This window comes from Nocardia sp. NPDC004568, from assembly GCF_040609955.1.
In the GTDB taxonomy this organism is placed as follows: Bacteria; Actinomycetota; Actinomycetes; order Mycobacteriales; family Mycobacteriaceae; genus Nocardia.
This window is the reverse complement of sequence record NZ_JBEXLL010000098.1, coordinates 1-18,454: the sequence shown is the minus strand read 5'-3', so window position 1 is coordinate 18,454 and position 18,454 is coordinate 1. Positions and strand designations below refer to the sequence as shown.

16 protein-coding genes are annotated in these 18,454 nt (G+C 69.0%); 7 read left to right on the top strand and 9 right to left on the bottom strand.

From position 1 onward, the window contains the following. Window positions 1-267: 267 nt before the first annotated feature. Window positions 268-1,161 (bottom strand): 1,4-dihydroxy-2-naphthoyl-CoA synthase, encoded by an 894-nt coding sequence (locus tag ABZV91_RS29295; RefSeq protein WP_355248560.1) that lies wholly within the window; start codon window positions 1,159-1,161, stop codon window positions 268-270. Between the two features lie 106 nt (window positions 1,162-1,267). Here ABZV91_RS29295 and ABZV91_RS29290 point away from each other — a divergent pair, with 106 nt between their 5' ends. The 4 genes from ABZV91_RS29290 to ABZV91_RS29275 all read left to right on the top strand — a co-directional run bounded on the left by ABZV91_RS29290 (window position 1,268) and on the right by ABZV91_RS29275 (window position 5,248). Then, entirely contained in the window at window positions 1,268-1,924 is a 657-nt protein-coding gene (locus ABZV91_RS29290) for a PaaI family thioesterase (protein ID WP_063038137.1), read from the top strand. A 275-nt stretch (window positions 1,925-2,199) separates the two neighbouring features. Then, the gene (locus ABZV91_RS29285) at window positions 2,200-2,646 is read left to right on the top strand and encodes a hypothetical protein (RefSeq protein WP_039826921.1); all 447 of its coding nucleotides are present in this window, start codon (window positions 2,200-2,202) and stop codon (window positions 2,644-2,646) included. 211 nt (window positions 2,647-2,857) lie between these two features. Further along, window positions 2,858-4,495, top strand: coding sequence for a 2-succinyl-5-enolpyruvyl-6-hydroxy-3-cyclohexene-1-carboxylic-acid synthase (menD, locus tag ABZV91_RS29280; protein WP_355248556.1), 1,638 nt, complete (start codon window positions 2,858-2,860; stop codon window positions 4,493-4,495). 168 nt (window positions 4,496-4,663) lie between these two features. After that, complete coding sequence (locus ABZV91_RS29275; RefSeq protein WP_355248553.1) at window positions 4,664-5,248, top strand: TIGR03086 family metal-binding protein; 585 nt, start codon at window positions 4,664-4,666, stop codon at window positions 5,246-5,248. Window positions 5,249-5,279: 31 nt separating this feature from the next. Here the strand turns inward: ABZV91_RS29275 and ABZV91_RS29270 are convergent, their stop codons facing one another. Further along, on the bottom strand, window positions 5,280-5,888 hold the full coding sequence (locus ABZV91_RS29270) for a TetR/AcrR family transcriptional regulator (protein ID WP_355248550.1): 609 nt from the start codon (window positions 5,886-5,888) through the stop codon (window positions 5,280-5,282). A 94-nt stretch (window positions 5,889-5,982) separates the two neighbouring features. Here ABZV91_RS29270 and ABZV91_RS29265 point away from each other — a divergent pair, with 94 nt between their 5' ends. After that, on the top strand, window positions 5,983-7,017 hold the full coding sequence (locus ABZV91_RS29265; protein ID WP_355248547.1) for an aldo/keto reductase: 1,035 nt from the start codon (window positions 5,983-5,985) through the stop codon (window positions 7,015-7,017). Window positions 7,018-7,026: 9 nt separating this feature from the next. Here ABZV91_RS29265 and ABZV91_RS29260 read toward each other — a convergent pair whose 3' ends face one another. The 4 genes from ABZV91_RS29260 to ABZV91_RS29245 form a co-directional block, all read right to left on the bottom strand. Beyond that, a complete protein-coding gene (locus ABZV91_RS29260; protein WP_355248544.1) occupies window positions 7,027-11,208 on the bottom strand; it encodes a bifunctional nitrate reductase/sulfite reductase flavoprotein subunit alpha in 4,182 nt (1,393 codons plus the stop codon). A 122-nt stretch (window positions 11,209-11,330) separates the two neighbouring features. Next, on the bottom strand, window positions 11,331-12,038 hold the full coding sequence (locus tag ABZV91_RS29255) for a demethylmenaquinone methyltransferase (RefSeq protein ID WP_355248541.1): 708 nt from the start codon (window positions 12,036-12,038) through the stop codon (window positions 11,331-11,333). 41 nt (window positions 12,039-12,079) lie between these two features. Continuing rightward, complete coding sequence (locus tag ABZV91_RS29250) at window positions 12,080-13,222, bottom strand: glycosyltransferase family 1 protein (protein WP_355248538.1); 1,143 nt, start codon at window positions 13,220-13,222, stop codon at window positions 12,080-12,082. 4 nt (window positions 13,223-13,226) lie between these two features. Continuing rightward, complete coding sequence (locus ABZV91_RS29245) at window positions 13,227-13,700, bottom strand: DUF3592 domain-containing protein (protein WP_355248569.1); 474 nt, start codon at window positions 13,698-13,700, stop codon at window positions 13,227-13,229. A gap of 241 nt (window positions 13,701-13,941) precedes the next feature. On the opposite strand from ABZV91_RS29245, the gene ABZV91_RS29240 reads away from it, so the two are divergent. Beyond that, complete coding sequence (locus tag ABZV91_RS29240) at window positions 13,942-14,448, top strand: DUF2505 domain-containing protein (RefSeq protein ID WP_355248535.1); 507 nt, start codon at window positions 13,942-13,944, stop codon at window positions 14,446-14,448. 74 nt (window positions 14,449-14,522) lie between these two features. On the opposite strand, the gene ABZV91_RS29235 is transcribed toward ABZV91_RS29240, so the two are convergent. The 3 genes from ABZV91_RS29235 to ABZV91_RS29225 are packed head-to-tail and all read right to left on the bottom strand — an operon-like array spanning window position 14,523 to window position 16,730. After that, complete coding sequence (locus ABZV91_RS29235) at window positions 14,523-14,981, bottom strand: VOC family protein (RefSeq protein WP_355248566.1); 459 nt, start codon at window positions 14,979-14,981, stop codon at window positions 14,523-14,525. An 18-nt stretch (window positions 14,982-14,999) separates the two neighbouring features. Then, window positions 15,000-15,449, bottom strand: coding sequence for an AraC family transcriptional regulator (locus tag ABZV91_RS29230; RefSeq protein ID WP_355248563.1), 450 nt, complete (start codon window positions 15,447-15,449; stop codon window positions 15,000-15,002). A 9-nt stretch (window positions 15,450-15,458) separates the two neighbouring features. Then, window positions 15,459-16,730, bottom strand: coding sequence for a geranylgeranyl reductase family protein (locus ABZV91_RS29225; RefSeq protein ID WP_355248532.1), 1,272 nt, complete (start codon window positions 16,728-16,730; stop codon window positions 15,459-15,461). A 208-nt stretch (window positions 16,731-16,938) separates the two neighbouring features. Between ABZV91_RS29225 and ABZV91_RS29220 the strand changes: the two genes are divergently transcribed. Next, the gene (locus tag ABZV91_RS29220) at window positions 16,939-17,961 is read left to right on the top strand and encodes a polyprenyl synthetase family protein (RefSeq protein ID WP_355248529.1); all 1,023 of its coding nucleotides are present in this window, start codon (window positions 16,939-16,941) and stop codon (window positions 17,959-17,961) included. Window positions 17,962-18,454 lie beyond the last annotated feature (493 nt).

Sequence of the window (18,454 nt, the reverse complement as noted above, 5' to 3'; positions counted from 1 at the left end):
TCGCCGTTTCGGCCTCGAGACTTGCGCTTCGCGCGGCGCTTTCGAGGCCGAAACGGCGAGACGGGCCTCAACCCTTTCAGGTGTCTCGTAAAACTCGACACATGCGGGTTGCGTGGGCCTTCGATGTCCGGGTCGGATGCCGACTCGACCGCTCCGGCCGACCTGGCGTCTGATCGCTTTCACGAACAGCAGCGCTTTCTCGGTGCCGAGTTCAGCGAGGCCCACAAAGGGTCGAGGCCCGTCCCGCCGGAGGCGGGGCCAATGAACTCAGAAATACCAGGGGTAGGGGGTCCAGTCGGGGGCGCGCTTTTCCAGGAAGGAGTCGCGGCCTTCGATCGCCTCGTCGGTCATATACGCCATCCGCGTCGCTTCCCCGGCGAACAGCTGCTGGCCCACCAGGCCGTCGTCGGCGAGGTTGAAGGCGTATTTGAGCATGCGCTGGGCCTGGGGGGACTTTCCGTTGATGGCCTCGGCCCATTCCAGGGCGACGTTCTCCAGTTCCGCGTGGTCCACCACTTCGTTGACCGCGCCCATGGCGTGCATGTCCTCGGCGGTGTAGGTGCGACCGAGGAAGAAGATCTCGCGGGCGAATTTCTGGCCGACCAGTTTGGCGAGGTAGGCGCTGCCGTAGCCGCCGTCGAAGCTGCCGACGTCGGCGTCGGTCTGTTTGAAACGCGCGTGTTCGCGGCTGGCGAGGGTGAGGTCGCAGACGACGTGCAGGCTGTGGCCGCCGCCCGCGGCCCAGCCGTTGACCAGGGCGATCACGATCTTGGGCATGAACCGGATGAGTCGCTGGACCTCGAGGATGTGCAGGCGGCCGGCGCGGGCCCTGTCCACGGTGTCGGCGGTGTCGCCGCTGGCGTACTGGTAGCCGCTGCGGCCGCGGATGCGCTGGTCACCGCCGGAGCAGAACGCCCAGCCGCCGTCCTTGGGGCTGGGGCCGTTGCCGGTGAGCAGGACGGCGCCGACATCGGCGGTCGTCCGGGCGTGCTCGAGTACGCTGAAGAGTTCGTCGACCGTATGCGGGCGGAACGCGTTGCGCACTTCGGGGCGATCGAAGGCGATCCGGACGGTGCCCTGTTCGATGTGGCGGTGGTAGGTGATGTCGGTCAGGTTCTCGAACCCGGCCACTTCGCGCCACAGCGTCGGATTGAACGTCATGGGGGTGATTACATCAGGCTCGGTGGGGCCGCCGGCGGGCCGTTGAGTTCACCACATCTGAGCCGAAATGTTCGGACACTGTATAACCCGGAGTTACGGTGCGTATATGAGCGAGCAGACCCAACCGACGATCGACGACAGCGCCGTCGACGAGGATCGGTACGAGCGGCACGGCGGGTTCCCCAAGGTCACCCCGGCCCGGGTGGGCCCGGAATTCGGCGAATTCGTCGAGGCCATGCGCACGCTCCAGGACCTCGCCGTGTCCGCGGACGCTCCCGCCGAGGTGTACGGGGCCGCCCGCGACCAGGTGAACGCGCTGATCGATCTGCTCGGGCCGTATCGGGCCCCGGAACAGCAGGGCCCGGCCGGTCGGGCCGTCGAATTGCCCGGGCGCGGCAGTCTGCTCCTGCTGCCCTGGCGTACGGTCTCGGCCGGACCCGACGGCATCGTGATGCAGGGCGTGTTCCGGCGCTTCCATCTCGGCGGAAACGCCGCCGCGCACGGCGGCGTCCTCCCGCTGCTGTTCGACGATCTGTTCGGGATGACCGTGCACTACGCCGGGCGTCCGATCAGCCGGACCGCCTTCCTGCATGTGAACTACCGCAAGGTGACTCCGCTCGATACGCCGCTGACGGTTCGCGGCCGGGTCGAGCGTATCGAGGGCCGCAAAACCTTTATCAGCGCCGAACTCGTCGACGAGGAAGGCACCGTGCTGGCCGATAGTGAAGGACTGATGGTTCAACTTCTGCCCTGGCAGCCCTGATCGGGCGTCCCGGCGGGATCGCCGCGGCGGTATCCGCGCCCGGGCCGGAGGCTTCCGCTTCCCGTGTGTGGCGAGCGGTCCGGCCGATCGTGCTGGTCGCGCCCGGTGCGGCACCCGGGCCGGGGCCGAAACGCGCGGCGCCGTAACACTTCCGTGGTTGCGGAGGCCCTATCTCCGTCTGTTGCTTACCCATGCGGGGCGCAAAGTACTCCTGTGGGCGGTGCGTATAGTTGCGTTGCCCGTCCATACGAGTACTGATCCGGAGGATCCTTAAATTGGTTGCAGCACTGTCTGAATCACTGCTTGACGAGGCTACGCGCCCGGCCTTCCTCGCCGACGCCGTCCAGGTCCTGGACGCCGAGGTCTCCGATAAGGGTGGTGCGTCGGGTCTGGCCGTGAAGGGTGGGTACGCGGCGGTGAAGAAGATCAGCCCGTCCATCGTGCCCGACGCCCTGGAATCGCTGGCGCCCAAGCTGCTCGAGCAGCTTCAGCCGTACTGGAGCGAGTTCCAGGCCGGTGGCACCGGCACCTTCGGCGAGCTGCTGAGCGCCAAGGGTGACGAGGTCGCCGAGTCCCTGCTGACCGTCACCGATGCGCGCGCCGCGAGCTCCAGCCGCCCGGCCCTGCAGAAGGTGTACAACTCGATGCGTTCCTCGGCCAAGAAGAACGTCATCGAGGCGCTGCCCCGGGTCGGCGACCTGGTGCAGAAGCACGCCGGCTGACCGACGTGTGATACGGCCGCGCCTGTGCGCGGCACGTGGGGGGCCTCGACGACGAGGTCCCCGACGGGGGAGTTCGGGGGGTTCGGATATCCGGCCTGCGCGTCACGCGGCGCGCAGTTGCCGGGTACGTACCGCGCCGGGTTCGGCCACGACTCGGTGGTGTGAGCAGGGCGACGCAGACGCGGCGTCCGTGGTCTGACAGTCTGGAGGCGTGAATCCGTCAACAGCGCAGGCGCGGGTGGTCGTCGACGAACTCGCACGCGGTGGGGTTCGGGAAGTCGTGCTGTGCCCCGGCTCGCGCAACGCTCCGCTGGCGTTCGCGCTGCAGGCCGCCGACGCCGCCGGCCGGCTCCGATTGCATATGCGGGTCGACGAGCGGACCGCCGGATTCCTGGCCATCGGCCTGGCCATCGCCTCGGGCGCCCCGGTGCCGGTGGTGATGACCTCGGGTACCGCGGTGGCCAATCTGGGGCCCGCCGTATTGGAAGCCAATTACGCCCGGGTCCCGCTGATCGTGCTCAGCGCCAACCGGCCGTACGAGATGCTGGGCACCGGCGCGAACCAGACCGTCGAGCAGCTCGGTCTGTTCGGTAGCCAGGTCCGCGCGACCATCAGCCTCGGGCTCGCCGAAGCCGAGCCGGCCGCCGATTATCCGAAGCAGAACAGCGTCTGGCGCTCCTCGGTGTGCCGGGTGCTCGCCGCCGCGCGCGGGACCCGCTCGGGCAATGCCGGACCGGTGCACTTCGATATCCCGCTGCGCGAACCGCTGGTGCCGGATTCGCGGGAGGGTGAGAACATCCCGGCCGGGCGCGGCACCGAGCAACCCTGGACGGCAACGCAGTACGCCACCCTCGATGTCCCGCTCGATATCGACCTCACCCCCGATACCGTGGTGATCTCCGGGCACGGTGCCGGTCTGCGCACCGAACTGGCGGCACTGCCGACGGTCGCCGAACCCACGGCCCCGGTGCACGGTCCGGCCCTGCACCCGCTGGCGCTGCCGCTGCTGAAGCCCCGCCAAGCGATCATCACCGGCCGGCCGACCCTGCACCGGCAGGTGTCCCGGGTGCTGGCCGATCCCGAGGTCACCGTGTACGCGCTGACCACGGGTCCGCGCTGGCCCGATGTTTCGGGCAATGTGGTCGGTACCGGCACCCGTGCGGTGACGACCGGCACGCCTGATCCGCAGTGGCTGGCCCGCTGCCGCGATCTGGACCAGCGGGCCCGCTCGGTGGTGCGCGAGGAACTGTCCCGGCATCCGAAACCCACCGGCCTGCATGTGGCCGCGGTGGTGATGGACGCGCTGCGCGAGGGCGACCAATTGCTCTTGGGGGCATCCAACCCGGTACGCGACGCCGCGCTGGTGGCCACACCGCGATCCGGGGTCCGGGTGCTCTCCAACCGGGGTGTCGCCGGGATCGACGGTACGGTGTCCTCGGCGGTGGGCGCGGCACTGCACCATTCGGGTCGCACAGTCGCGCTGATCGGGGATCTCACCTTCCTGCACGACGCCTCCGGCCTGCTGATCGGGCGTGGCGAACCCCGGCCGGCAGATCTGACCATCGTGGTCGCCAACGACGACGGGGGCGGGATCTTCGAACTCCTCGAACAGGGTGATCCCCAGTACGCCGGTGTTTTCGAGCGGGTGTTCGGCACCCCGCACGGGATGGATCTGTCGGCCCTGTGCGCGGCCTACCGGATCCCGCACCGGCAGGTCGGGCTGGACGAACTGGCGTCCGAGCTCACCGGCCCGGCGAACGGCTTCCGGGTGCTCGAGGTGATCACCGATCGGGCCGGGTTGCGTGATCTGCATACGGCGGTTCGCACGAATGTCGGGGCCTGGGCGTAGCTCGGCATGCGCTCCGGCCGCGCGCGTCCGTGGCGGCTGGTTTCGATCCATGGCTCGGTCGGGTGTGCACCCGGCCGGTGACCACTCGGCATCGTTTGTGGCACGGCCGGTGAATTCCGCCCGCCGGGCCCGTCGGTACAGGTGGATCCACCGACCCTAGGAGCCCCGATGCAACCCGAATTCGATCTGTCGCAGGCGGCCGCCGCGCTCGCCGATATCGTCGCCGCGATCGGCGACGAGCAACTCGACGCCCGTACTCCCGCCGATCTGCCGGTCCGCGCGATCCTGGAACATGTCGGTGGCCTGGCGGAGGCGTTCCGGGCGGCCGCGACCAAGGAGGCGGTCGGCGGATCCGCGGCGCCGCAATTCGATTCCGACGCGGCCCTGGCACCGGATTGGCGCGCCCGTATACCCGCGCAGTTGAAGGCGCTCGCCGAAGCCTGGCAGGAGCCCGCGGCCTGGGAGGGCGAGACAGAGGCCGGCGGCGTGACCATGCCCGCGGGGGTCACAGCGCGCGTGGCGCTGGACGAATTGGTCATCCACTCCTGGGATCTGGCGCGGGCCACCGGCCGCGACGTCGAGGTTTCCGATACCGACCTCGCAGTGCTGCTGGAGTTCCTGAAGGACACGCCGCCGGAGGGCACGCCGGGGCTCTTCGGCCCGGTGGTACCGGTCGGGCCCGGCGCTCCGGCCCTGCATCGGGTGCTGGGGCTCACCGGGCGCGATCCGTTCTGGATCCCCAAGGCACGGTGAGGGTCGCCGGTGCCGCGCTGACCCGAGGGAATCATTCACCTGTCCGCTCGAACATCCCGGCCGCGGCCGCGTTCGCCGCGGCTTCGGCGGCCGTCCGGGCGGCATGATCGTCGATGGGGTCACCACTGGCCAGTAGCCGGTAGTAGAGGGGGCCGGAGACGGCGGTGAGGACCGCGCGGGGGTCGGTGCCGTCCGGCACCTCGCCGCGGGCGACGGCGTCGGTGATACAGGGCGACCATTCGGCGAGCCGGACGTCGTAGAACCGGCGCAGCGCCACGGCTGTGCTCTCGTCGCAGGTCGCGGCGGCGATCACGGCACGGAACAGGCGACCCTGCCGGGGATCGGCCAGGGTTGTCGCGACCAGGCGGGCGTTGGCGGTCAGATCGCCGAGCAGAGAGCCGGTGTCGGCGCGCGGTAGCGACTGTTCGGCCATATCCACCAGGAGGTCGGCGATGAGTCCGGTCGGCGTGCGCCAGCGGCGGTACACGGTTGTCTTGCCGACATCGGCGCGCGCGGCGACCTCGGCGAGGTCGAGCCGGTCGAAACCTTGTTCGGCCAGCAGGTCGCCGGCGACCTGCAGTACCGCGGCGCGGACGCGCGCGGTACGGCCACCGGGGCGCACCGAGCCGGGTGCGGCCATCTCGGCATCCATAACGGGACTCCAGTTTCATTAGTTGCTCGATGGGTGTATGTTCGGACTCGTTAACGAAACATTAGACCCTTTAGGAGTCGAGATGGAATACCGGCGGTTGGGTGCCTCGGGTCTGGTCGTTCCCGCGCTGAGCTTCGGCGCGGGAACGTTCGGTGGACGCGGCGAACTGTTCGGCGCCTGGGGCGACACCGATGTCGACCAGGCGCGCCGGCTCGTCGATATCAGTCTCGACGCGGGCGTGACGATGTTCGATACAGCCGATGTCTACTCCGACGGCGCGTCCGAGGAGGTACTGGGCGCCGCGATCCGCGGCAGGCGCGACCGGCTGCTGCTGTCCACCAAGGCCGGACTGCCCACCGGGCCGGGCCCCTTCGACGCCGGAACGGGTCGCGGACGCCTGATCGCCGCGGTGGAGGCCTCGTTGAAACGGCTCGGCGTGGACCATATCGATCTCTTCCAGCTTCACGCCTTCGACGCCCGCACCCCGGTCGAAGAGGTGCTGCACGCACTCGACGAGCTGGTCCGCGCGGGCAAGATCCGCTATCTGGGCGCCTCCAATTTCGCCGGCTGGCAGCTGATGAAATCGCTGGCCGCCGCCGACCGCCACGGCCTGACCCGCTATATCGCCCATCAGGTGTACTACTCGCTGGCCGGCCGGGACTACGAATGGGAGCTCATGCCGCTGGGCCTGGCCGAAGGGGTCGGCGCGGTGGTGTGGAGCCCGCTGGGCTGGGGCCGGCTCACCGGCCGGATCCGGCGGGGACAACCGCTGCCCGCCGGCAGCAGGCTGCACAAGACCGCCGAGGCGGGCCCGCCGGTGGATACCGAGCATCTCTACGACGTGGTCGACGCGCTGGACGAGGTCGCCGCCGAAACCGGCCGATCGGTACCGCAGATCGCGCTGAACTGGCTGCTCACCCGGCCCACCGTCGGTACCGTCATCGTCGGTGCGCGCGACGAGGAACAGTTGCGCCAGAACCTGGGGGCCGTCGGCTGGGAACTCACCGCCGACCAGCTGGCCCGGCTGGACAAGGCCAGCGCGCTCACTCCGCCCTACCCCTATTACCCGTACTACCGCCTGCCCGATTTCGCCCGGCTCAACCCGCCCGCGGCCTGAGCCCGGTCGTCAGTACACGTCCCGGACGTAACGCTTCTCGGCGGTGAGCTGCTTCTTGAAGGCCAGCGCGCCGTCCTCGTCGAGTTTGCCGTGGATGCGGGCGATCCGCAGCAGCGCGTCGTCCACATCCGCGGCCATCCGCGCGGCATCACCGCAGACGTAGAAGTGGGCGCCGTCGCGCAGCCACGACCACAATTCGGCGCCGTGTTCGATCATGCGGTGCTGCACGTAGATCCGTTCCCGCTGATCCCGGGAGAAGGCCAGATCCAACCGGGACAGGTGGCCGGTGCGGAACATATCCTCCAACTCCCCCCGGTAGTAGAAATTCCGCGCGGCGTGCTGATCGCCGAAGAACAACCAATTACGTCCCGTCGCCCCCAGTGCGCGCCGTTCGTGCAGGAAACCGCGGAACGGAGCGATACCGGTGCCCGGGCCGACCATGATCATCGGAACAGCGGGATCCAGCGGGGGCCGGAAATGCGGTGCGCGTTGCAAGAATATCGGTACCGCCGTGTCCGCGGCCCGGTCGGCGAGGAAGGTCGAGCACACACCGCCGCGCCGGGCCGCCGAGCCCGGCGCCACCGGGTCCCCGTAGCGCACGACGCCCACGGTCAGCTCCACCCGGCCGGGGCTCGTCAGCGGACTCGACGAGATCGAATACTGGCGCGGCTGGAGTTTTTTCAGCACGTCGAGCCATTCCACCAGGTCGGCCCGGACGGGAAAGTCCCGCAGTACATCCACCAACTGGCGGTCCCACAGATAGGAGGCGAGTTCGTTGCGATTGTCGCGGCGCAGCAGTTTGGCGAGCCGGTTGCTCGGGTTGTGCCCGGCCACGAATTCCAGCAGATCGCGCGAAACCCGGGTGATGTCGTAGCGGGTGCGCAGGGCCTGCTCCAGTGATAACTCGGTCTCGCCGGCCGCGACGGCACGCCGGCCGTCCAGACCGGTCGCCGCCAGCCATTCCCCGACCAGCGCCGGGCAGTTCGTCGGCCAGACCCCGAGCGAATCGCCGACCTCGTACCGCGCGTCGAGCCCGGTCAGGTCGAAACTGATCCGCCGGACTTCTTTCGCGGCGTCCGGAGTGGTCAGCACCTCGTTGTCCAGCAGGGGCGCGGAGACCGGTGTGGTGCGGGTGAACGCGGCGGGTGCCGCCTGCCGCACCGGTAGCGGAGCGGGGGCGGTCCGTTCCAGCAGGCCGATCGCGGTGGCGCCGCCGACGGTTTCGCGGGGAGTGCCACCGCTGGAGCCGGCGGCCGTCTCGGGCCCGCCCTGTTCGGACAGAGCGGTGATCACCGCCTCCAGCCAGTGCGCGCCCGATTCGTCGAAATCGGGCTCACAGTCCTGGCGCGGTAGCAGCCGGGTCGCGCCGCGATCGGCGAACAGGGCGTCGAGTTTGCGGCCGTGGCCACAGAAATCGTCGTAGGAGGAGTCGCCGAGCGCGAACACCGCGTACCGCATACCGGTGAGCCGGACCGCGCTCGCCGCGAGCCGGGTCCAGAAGTCGGCCCCGTTGTCCGGTGGGCCGCCGTCGCCGAATGTGCTGGTGACGACCAGCACGTCCCCGGTCAGCACCTCGAGGTCGCAGGAGTCCATATCGAGCAGCCGCGGCCGCAGCCCCGACTCGGTGAGCCGTGCGGCGGCGGTCGCCGCGAAATCCTCGGCGTTGCCGGTCTGGGAGGCCCACAACACCGTCACGGTCCGGGCCGCCGTGGCCGGTGCGTCGCTCGCCGGGTCCGCGGGAACGCCGCGCGAATACATGCCGGCGAGCAGGCCGTCCACCCACAGCCGGCTGCGCTCCGACAGCGGCGCCGATACGGGCAGGACCGGCTGCCCGGCGACCGGCAGCGACTGCAACGCGGCGAGATAGCCACCCAGGTAGATCCGTTCGGTTTCGCTCAGCGTCGGGGTGGCCGAGGTATCCAGGCCGAGCATCGCGGCCAGGGGATGGGGGGCGGTCGCGGTGGGTTCCGGTGTGCTGCCCGCTGTTTCCGGACTGTCCGCCCGCTTCGTCGGGGCGACCCGGCGCAGGGCGACCGCACAGGCCTTGAATTCCGGCTGCAGCGAATCGGAATCGACCGCGTCGTGCGTCACCGCGTTGATGGTCAGGTATTCACCCTGTTCGTCGTTCCAGTGGAAGGGGGCGAAACAGCCACCCGGCCGCACCCGGTCACTGATGCGGGTGGGCAGTACCGCGCGCCCGCGCCGCGAGGTGATCTCCAGCTCGTCCCCCGGCTCCAGTCCCAGGGCGCGGGCGTCGTCGGGATGAATTTCCACGAACGGTTCGCCGTTCAGTTTGTTGAGTTTGCCGACGCGGCCGGTCTTGGTCATCGAATGCCATTGATGCTGCACCCGGCCCGTATTGAGCAGGAACGGGTAATCGTCGTCGGGCATTTCGCCGGGCAGCATATGCGGGCGTGGCCAGAAGACGGCGCGCCGGCTCGGCGTGGCGAACGCCAGCCGGGGCTCGTGACCTCCGGCGTCGATATGGCGCGGCCCGCTCGTGCCGTCGTTCAGGTAGCGGATGGGATTGCGTCGTCGGGCCGGGTCGGGGCACGGCCACTGCATCGGGCCCTCCCGCAACGTGTCGTAACTCATCCCGCTCAGGTCGTAGCCGGTGGCGGGATTGGCGAAACGGCGCAGTTCGTCGAATACCTCGGCACTCGACGCGTACTCGAAGCCGGGGAATCCCATGGCGGTGGCCACCTGCGCGATCAACTGCCAGTCCGGCCGGGCCGCGCCGGTCGGTGGCACCGAACTCCGCAGCAGGGTGACAGTGCGTTCGGAATTCACCGTCACCGCGTCCGACTCGGCCCACAGGGTGGCCGGCAGCAGGATATCGGCGTAGGTGTTGGTGGCGGTCTCGGTGTAGGCGTCCTGCGTGATCACCAGTTCCGCCGCTTCCAGGCCGGCGATCACCGTCTTCCGGTTCGCCACGGTCGCCACCGGATTGGTGCAGATGATCCAGGCCGCCTTGATGGTGCCCGCGGCGAGTTCGCGGAACATCTCGATGGTGCCGGGGCCCGCCTCGGTGCGCAGTGTTCCCGATGGCAGGTCCCAAGCGGCCTCGACGAAGGCGCGGTCGGCGGGGTTCAGCAGACTCCGCTGACCGGGCAGGCCCGGACCCATATAGCCCATCTCGCGTCCGCCCATGGCATTCGGCTGCCCGGTGAGCGAGAACGGTCCGCTGCCCGGCCGGCAGATGGCGCCCGTGGCCAGGTGGAGGTTGCACAGCGCGTTGGTGTTCCAGGTGCCGTGGGTCGACTGGTTGAGCCCCATGGTCCACAGGCTCATCCATTCCCCGGCCGCCCCGATCCAGCGCGCGGCGGTGCGGATATCCGCCTCGGCCAGCCCGGTGAGCTGCGCCACTTTCTCCGGTGAGTAGCCGGCGAGGAACTCGGGCATGGCATCCCAGCCCTCGGTGTGCTCGGCGATGAACTCGGCGTCGATATCACCGGCCTCCACCAGCAGGTACAGCAGACCGTTGAGCAGCGCCAGATCCGTACCGGGGGCGATCTGCAGGAACAGGTCCGCGCGGTCGGCGGTATCGGTACGCCGCGGATCCACCACGATCAGCTTCGCACCCGCCTTGAGCCGGTCCGCCATGCGCAGGAAAAGGATGGGATGGCAGTCGGCCATATTCGCGCCGATCACGAAGAACAGGTCGGCGTGCTCGAAATCGTCGTAGGAACCCGGCGGCCCGTCAGCGCCCAGCGACTGTTTGTAACCGGTGCCGGCACTGGCCATGCACAGCCGGGAGTTGGCCTCCAGATGGATCGTGCGCAGGTGACCTTTGGCGAGTTTGGTGGCCAGGTACTGGGCCTCCAGCGACATCTGCCCGGAAACGTAGAGCGCGACGGCATCGGGGCCGTGCTCGGCCAGTATCCGGCGCAACCGCGTAGCTGCCTCGCGTACCGCCTCGTCCACGTGGACCGGCCGCGGCGCTACGCCGCGTTCGGGTCGCACATAGGCGGTCGACATCCGGCCCGGCGCTCGCATCAACTCCAGGTGGGTGGCGCCCTTGGTGCACAACCGCCCGGCATTCGCCGGATGCAGTTTGTCCCCGCTGACCTTGGCGATCACCGGCGCGCCGGTTTCGCCGCCGACGGTGGTGACCTCGATTCCGCAGCCGACCCCACAGTAGGAGCACGCCGTCCTGGTCGTGCCCGGCGCTGCCTGGTGTGCCTCGGACATGACTCCGATGGTCCCCGCGCCCGATTTCCGCGGGTTTGCCCGGTGTTATCGGTGGATGACATTCCACTTCACCGGCGAAAATCACAGCGGTGAGGTAGATGAACTCGCTCGAGCCGAGCGGTTCAGCCGCCCAGCTTGTATCCGCGGTGCAGGGCGACCACGCCGCCGGTCAGATTCCGCCATTTCACCCCGGACCATCCCGCGTCGGCCACCCGGCGGCCCAGCTGCCGCTGGTTGGGCCAGGCCCGGATGGATTCGGCGAGGTAGACATAGGCGTCCGGATTACTGCTCACCGCCCGGGCCACCTTCGGCAGCGCCTTCATCAGGTATTCCATGTACAGGGTCTTGAACCCCGGAATGACCGGTGTGGAGAATTCACAGACGACCAGCCGGCCGCCGGGTTTGGTCACCCGCAGCATCTCCCGCAGCGCGAGATCGGTATCGGCCACATTGCGCAGCCCGAACGAGATGGTCACCGCGTCGAAGGAATTGTCGGCGAACGGCAGCGCCATGGCGTCTCCGGCGACCATCGGCACCTTCCGGAAGCGGCCGGCGGCCAGCATGCCCTGCGAGAAATCGGCGGCCACGCACCACGCGCCGGAGCGGCTCAGCTCCACGGTGGACACCCCGGTGCCGGCGGCCAGGTCGAGCACCCGCTCACCCGGGCGTGGATCGATGGCCTTACGGGTCAGCCGGCGCCAGTAGCGGTCCTGGCCGGCCGAGATCACGGTGTTGGTCAGGTCGTATCGTCGCGCCACCCCGTCGAACATCGACGCGACCTCGTGCGGTTGTTTGTCCAGCGAGGCCCGGACCGATTGTGTTTTCACCACATCTCGACCCTAATGGGCCGGGGACGATTCGCCGCGTCCGGTCACGCCGAGCGGGACAGCCGGTATCCGGTGCCGATCACCTCGGCGTAATGGTCCATGAGTTCGGCGCAGAGGGCCGGCCAGGTGCGGCGCAGCACCGATTTGCGGGCCGCCCCGGCGAACCGCTCGCGCAGCTGCGTGTCGCGCAGCGCCGCGACGGTACCGGGCAACAGTTCGGTGAAATCGCGCACCGGCAGCAGGTAGCCGTTGCGGCAGTGCGCGATCAGATCACGCGGGCCGCCGGCGTCGGGTCCGATCACCGGGACCCCGGAGGCCAGCGCTTCCTGCACACCCTGGCAGAACGTCTCGTGCTCACCCGGATGCACCATGATGTCCAGGCTCGCGTAGGCGCGGGCGAGTTCGTCGCCGCCGAGTTCGCCGGTGAAGAGCGCGCCGGACAGCAGCCGGGCGAGTTTCTGCCGCTCCGGGCCGTCGCCCACGATCACCAGCTGCACCGACGGGTCGTGGGCCAGCACCGAGAGCCGATCCACATGCTTTTCCGGGGCCAGCCGGCCGACGAAACCGACCAGCAGTTTCCCATGACCGTCCAGCCACTGCCGGCGCAGCTCCGCGCTGCGCGCGGCCGGAGTGAACCGCACCGTGTCGACGCCACGGCCCCACGTGTGCACCCGGGGGATCCCGTGCCGGGCCAGGTCCTCCACCGCCGCGCTCGACGGCGCCAGGGTCCGGACCGCGCCCTCGTGGACCCGCCGGGTCCAGCTCCAGGCGGCACGAGCCGCCAGACCCAGCCCGTAACTCTTCGCGAAACCCGCCACATCGGTCTGGTACACCGCCACCGCGGGCAGGTCCAGCCGCAGTGCCGCGGCCATCCCGCCCGCCCCGAGCAGGAACGGTGAGGCCAGATGCACCACATCTGGGTCGAAATCGCTCAGTACGCCGACCATGCCCGGCTGCGGCAGGCCCACCGGCAGTGAACTGATCTTCGGCACCATCACCGCCGGGACCCGGTGCACCGGGAACCTGCCGTGGTGCCGGGGTGCGGGCGGCTGTCCGCGCAGCGTATCGGGCGCGATGACGAGCGCGTCGTGCCCGTGCTGATGCAGATGGTCCAGCACCCGGAGTACCGAGTTCACGACGCCGTTCATATTCGGCAGAAACGACTCCGCAACGATGGCTACGCGCACTCGCTCAGTCTGAGCGGCCGCGGTCCCCCGGGACGCGTCGCCGATATGACGCGGGATCGAAGATCGGGCGAACACTCATCGAACCGGTCGCCGCCCGCATCAGCAGCCACAGCGTCGGTAGGGCGAGGGCCCAGGTCACGGCCAGGACCGACAGTGCCGGTAGGACGGCCACCCGCACATCGCGGCCCGCGACCCGGACCAGATCGGGATCGGCGCGGTTGTACTCGACATTGATCCGCTCACCCGCGGTCAGGTTGGTCGGGTAGAGCACCCCGACCTTGGGATTGTGGGTGACGCCGTCGGGCGTCACGTACATCACCGCCGAGCGCAGTCGGCCGGCCGACAGCACTTCGCCGGTGGTTTCGCCCTTGTCGGATTCGATCAGGTAGTCGTTGCGCCACGCCGCCAGGAACAGCAGCACCACCAGCACGCTCACCGACACGGCGGCGATCACCACGCCGACGCTCACCTTGCGCAGACGTTCGGCCCGCGCGGATCGGGCGGCCGGGGGCGCCGGTTCGACTCCCGGGTCCGGAGCCGCGACCGGCGGCGCGATCATTTCTGCCTGCTGGGGCACGCTGCCTCCTCCGGGATCGTTCGCGGCCGGGGCGGCGGTGCCGACGCACACATCGTCGCCCGGGTGACCGGGGTCGCGCGGTCCGCGGCGGCTGGTTTCCGGCACCGCAACAGGCTAGCGGGGTCGGCTAGGGTGAGCGCTCATGGCCCGAAAATTCGGCTTCACGCTGTCCTATCCGATCCCGGTGTCCGATCTGCACGCCGCGCTCACCGGAGAAGAACTGTGGCGAGACCGGTTCGCCGGCGCCCCGACGGCCACCCTGGACCTGTCCCACCCCGGTGGCCCGGGCACCGCCCGTATCCAGATGAGCGAGACGATCCGGCAGGACAAGATCCCCGGCATCGTGCGCAAGGTGCTCAAGAGCGAACTGGTCGTCACCCGTATAGACAATTGGGAGCCCCTCGACGGGACCACTGCCGCGGGAACCTTCGAGGGCACCTCCTCGGCCATCTCCTCGGAGATGAAGGGAACCTACGAACTGCGCCCCACCGCCGAGGGCTCGGAGGTGGTGATCACCGGTTCGGTGAAGGTCAAGGTTCCGCTGGTCGGCGGGGCCATCGAACCGCTCGCCGAGCAGTTGCAGCGGCGGGTCGCCGAGAGCGAACGCAAATACATCATCAAATGGTTCGAAGATCGCGCCGAGGCCTGACAGTCCTCCGGGGCCGCGCGGTCCGCGCGGCCCCGGACATACCCCGGAGTTCGAGCACGGCGGCTCGCCCGGGATCAGGATGCGGCGCAGGGAGCGTCCTCCGCCGCGGCGGCCGTGGGATCGAACGCCTTCGGCTCGACCAGCACCAACCAGTTCCCCGAATTGTCCCGGAGCACCGCTTCCACACCGTAGGGCCGTTCCGATGGGGGCTGGACGAAATCGACGCCCTTCGCGGTGAGTTCCGCATAGGCCTTGCGACAGTCCTGAGTATTCAGTCCCAGCGAGCCGTGGCTGCCGCCTGCGAGCGATCGGCTGATCGCATCGGCGAGGTTCTCGTCGAGGGGCGGTCCGGGCAGCATCAGGGTGACCTCGAGTTCCCGGTGATCGGGGTGGGCGACAGTCACCCAGCGGAAACCGTTGTCCCCCATCTGGATATCAGCGGTCTCCACGAAGCCCAGGGTGTCGATGTACCAGTTCTTGGCGGCTGTCTGATCGGTCACGTACACGGTGACCAGCGAGATATTCGAAATGATCGAAGGCATGGTCCGAGACTATGGGCGCGCCGGGCCGCCCGGCTTCTCCGAAATTGCGGTATCGCGCCGGCGGTCGGACAACCCGTGCATGAAGATGTAACAGCCCGGGATACGAGGTGCTCCGTCGGCGAATTTCGCCTGGTACTGGGAGGGCGAGACACCCACCAGTTCGGTGAATTTCCGGGAGAAGGAACCCAGACTGCTGTAGCCGACCAGCAGGCAGACCTCGGTCACCGTGGTGTTGGTGGCCCGCAGCAGATCCTGCGCCCGCTCGATCCTGCGCTCGGCCAGATACACGGCGGGGGTCCTGCCGTAGGTGGCCGCGAAACACCGCAGGAAATGGTATTTCGACACCCCGGCGGCCGCGGCCATACCGTCGAGATCCAGCGACCGGGCGTATTCACGATCGACGAGATCACGGGCCCGCCGCAGGTGCGGGAGCAGATCCCGGGGTACCGGCCGCACCACCACGGCGGCCTAGCAGAAAGGCGCGAGGTCGTCGAACCGCATCGACGCCCGGCCTGCCGTGCGCCACGCGCGGGCGGTGAGGTCCACATCCTCGTCGGTGACCAGATTGCCCATCACCCGAACTGCGGTGCGCTGCAGGAACTTCGAACGCATCACCGGCGGGCCGCCGAGCGGGACCATTCGCGGATGGGTGGCCAGACCGGCGATCCGCCGCGCCACCGAATAGGTGCGGCCGTATTTCGCGCGCAGCAGCTCCGGCCACACCCGGGTGAGGTCGGGCTCGTCCAACAGCCCGGCGAGCATATGCCCGCCCTCCAGGCCGTAGTCGATGCCTTCCCCGTTCAGCGGGTTCACACAACCGGCGGCATCGCCGAGCAGCGCCCAGTTGGGGCCCGCGATACCGGAGACCGCGCCGCCCATCGGCAGCAGCGCCGAGGAGACCGCGCGCACCGAACCGTTCAGTTCCCATTCGTCGCGGCGCAGCTCCGTGTAGTGCTCGAGCAGCGGTTTCAACGCGATATGCGAAGGTCTGCGTTCGGTGGCCAGCGAGCCGACGCCGATGTTCACCTCGCCGTTGGCCAGAGGGAAGACCCAGCCGTAGCCGGGTACCAGGTCACCCTCGGCATTACGCAACTCCAGATGTGAGGTGATCCACTGATCGTCGCTGCGGCCGGAGGAGATGTAGGCGCGCGCCGCCACCCCGTAGGCGTAGCGACGATGCCAGGTGCGGCCGAGCGATTTGCCGACCGGGGACCGCACCCCGTCGGCAACGATCAGCGTCCGGCAGCGGATCTCATGGGAAGCCGTGCCCACCCGCACGGCCACCCCGGTCACCCGGTCGCCGTCGCGCGCCACATCCACGACCTTCGCGCCGTCGCGCATCCGCGCACCGGATTTCACCGCGGTCTCGCGCAATTTGTCGTCCAGTTCGGTGCGCGGGATCGCGCTGCCGTAGGTCGGGAACGAACCACCTGGCCACGGCAACAGCGCCTCGGCGCCGAAACCGGTCATCCGCAGACCGTGGTTGACGGTGTGTGCGCGCACCCATTCGCCCAGCCCGAGATGTTCGAGCTCCGCGGTGGCGCGCGGAGTCAGGCCGTCACCGCAGGTCTTGTCCCGGGGGAAGGTCGCGGAATCCACCAGCAGCACATCGCGACCCGCGCGCGCCGCCCACGCCGCGGCCGCCGAACCCGCGGGGCCCGCCCCTACCACCAGCACCTCGACGTGTGTGGGCAGCGCGTCCCGGTCGGCTTCGGAAGGTGTGGCTTCGGGTGCACCCATGCGGTCAATAGTTACAGGTCGCCGACGGTGATGTCGATGGCGGTACGGTGCACAGCATGAGCGTGTCAGGCCCGGAGGCGGTAGCGCAGCGTGACCACGGAGGACCCACGTTCATGCTCGGTCAATACAGTGATGGTGTTCATGGGCGTTCCGACGTGAACACGCTAGGTTCATCACCGTGGGGTCGGACGCATCCTTGGGAGAAGGTATGAGCACATCTGCTGTGAGCGAAGCCGGCACGGTGGTGGCGGGGGTGGACCTCGGGGACCACGCGCTCGCCGAGACCGTACGCAACGGCCTCGACGAAGTAGAGAAACTGCTGGTGGAGGAACTGTCCTCCGGGGCGGCCTTCCTCCAGGAGGCCGCGCTGCACCTGGCCAAGGCCGGCGGTAAACGTTTCCGGCCGCTGTTCACCATCCTCACCGGCCAGCTGGGCCCCCGCCCCGACGACCCGGACCTCGTCACCGCCGGCACCGTGGTCGAACTCGTCCACCTTGCCACGCTCTACCACGACGACGTCATGGACGAGGCCACCATGCGGCGCGGCGCGACGAGCGTGAACTCCCGCTGGGGTAACAGCGTGGCCATTCTCGCCGGGGACTACCTCTTCGCGCACGCCTCCCGGCTGACCTCCACCCTCGGCCCCGACGCCGTCCGCATCATCGCCGAAACCTTCGCCGAACTGGTCACCGGCCAGATGCGCGAAACCATGGGCGCGCGCGAGGAGAGCGACCCCGTCGCCCACTATCTGCGCGTGGTCTGGGAGAAGACCGGCTCGCTGATCGCGGCCTCGGGCCGTTTCGGCGGGACCTTCTCCGGTGCGGACAGCGACCATGTGGAACGCCTCGCCCGCCTCGGTGACGCCGTCGGTACCGCCTTCCAGATCTCCGACGACATCATCGATATCTCCTCCGAATCGGCCCAGTCCGGCAAAACCCCGGGCACCGACCTGCGCGAGGGCGTCCACACCCTTCCGGTCCTGTACGCCCTGCGGGACGAGGGTCCCGACGGCGACCGTCTCCGGACCCTCCTGGCGAAACCCCTGGAATCCGACGCCGAGGTGGCGGAGGCGCTGGAATTGCTCGGTCGCTCCCCGGGAATGACCCGGGCGAAGGAAAAACTGCGGGAATACGCCGATATCGCCCACGCCGAGCTGAAGGCTCTCCCTCCGGGCCCGGCGAACGACGCTCTGGTCCAGCTGGTCCAATACACGATCGAACGGGTCGGCTGAAGTTTTCGCGCGGCGGGGGCGGGGTGGACACGTTCGTGGGGTGGGCTTGTTCCGTGATGGCCGATCCGGAGGGCAACGAGTTCTGCCTGGACTGAGCCGTCGAGCTGTCCCCTCTTCCCCCGTGACGAACCGCCACCGGTTCGCCGGCGAGGACCGGCGGGCGAAGGTGAGGGGTGGGCTTGTTCGGGAAGGTGAGGGGGTGGGTTCGCCCGGCGGGGGGCGGGGCGGACACGTTTCTGGGGTGGGCTTGCTCGTCAAGGCAAGGGGGTGGGCTTGCTCGTGAGGTGGGCTTGCTCGTGAGGGTGAGGGGTGGGCTTGCTCGGGAGGGTGAGAGGTGGGCTTGCTCGTGAAGGTGAGAGGTGGGCTTGCTCGCGAGGGTGAGAGGTGGGCTTGCTCGGGAAGGTGAGAGGTGGGCTTGCTCGGGAAGGTGAGAGGTGGGCTTGCTCGTGAAGGTGCTGTGTTTTTTGGCGCCGCCTGCGGCGTCGCGGGGTTG

Excerpts from the sequence above, each read along its gene's own strand:
- ABZV91_RS29295 (WP_355248560.1), bottom strand. The coding sequence starts at position 1,161 with ATGACGTTCAATCCGACGCTGTGGCGCGAAGTGGCCGGGTTCGAGAAC.
- ABZV91_RS29290 (WP_063038137.1), top strand. The coding sequence starts at position 1,268 with ATGAGCGAGCAGACCCAACCGACGATCGACGACAGCGCCGTCGACGAG.
- ABZV91_RS29275 (WP_355248553.1), top strand. The coding sequence starts at position 4,664 with ATGCAACCCGAATTCGATCTGTCGCAGGCGGCCGCCGCGCTCGCCGAT.
- ABZV91_RS29270 (WP_355248550.1), bottom strand. The coding sequence starts at position 5,888 with ATGGCCGCACCCGGCTCGGTGCGCCCCGGTGGCCGTACCGCGCGCGTC.
- ABZV91_RS29265 (WP_355248547.1), top strand. The coding sequence starts at position 5,983 with ATGGAATACCGGCGGTTGGGTGCCTCGGGTCTGGTCGTTCCCGCGCTG.
- ABZV91_RS29260 (WP_355248544.1), bottom strand. The coding sequence starts at position 11,208 with ATGTCCGAGGCACACCAGGCAGCGCCGGGCACGACCAGGACGGCGTGC.
- ABZV91_RS29240 (WP_355248535.1), top strand. The coding sequence starts at position 13,942 with ATGGCCCGAAAATTCGGCTTCACGCTGTCCTATCCGATCCCGGTGTCC.
- ABZV91_RS29225 (WP_355248532.1), bottom strand. The coding sequence starts at position 16,730 with ATGGGTGCACCCGAAGCCACACCTTCCGAAGCCGACCGGGACGCGCTG.
- ABZV91_RS29220 (WP_355248529.1), top strand. The coding sequence starts at position 16,939 with ATGAGCACATCTGCTGTGAGCGAAGCCGGCACGGTGGTGGCGGGGGTG.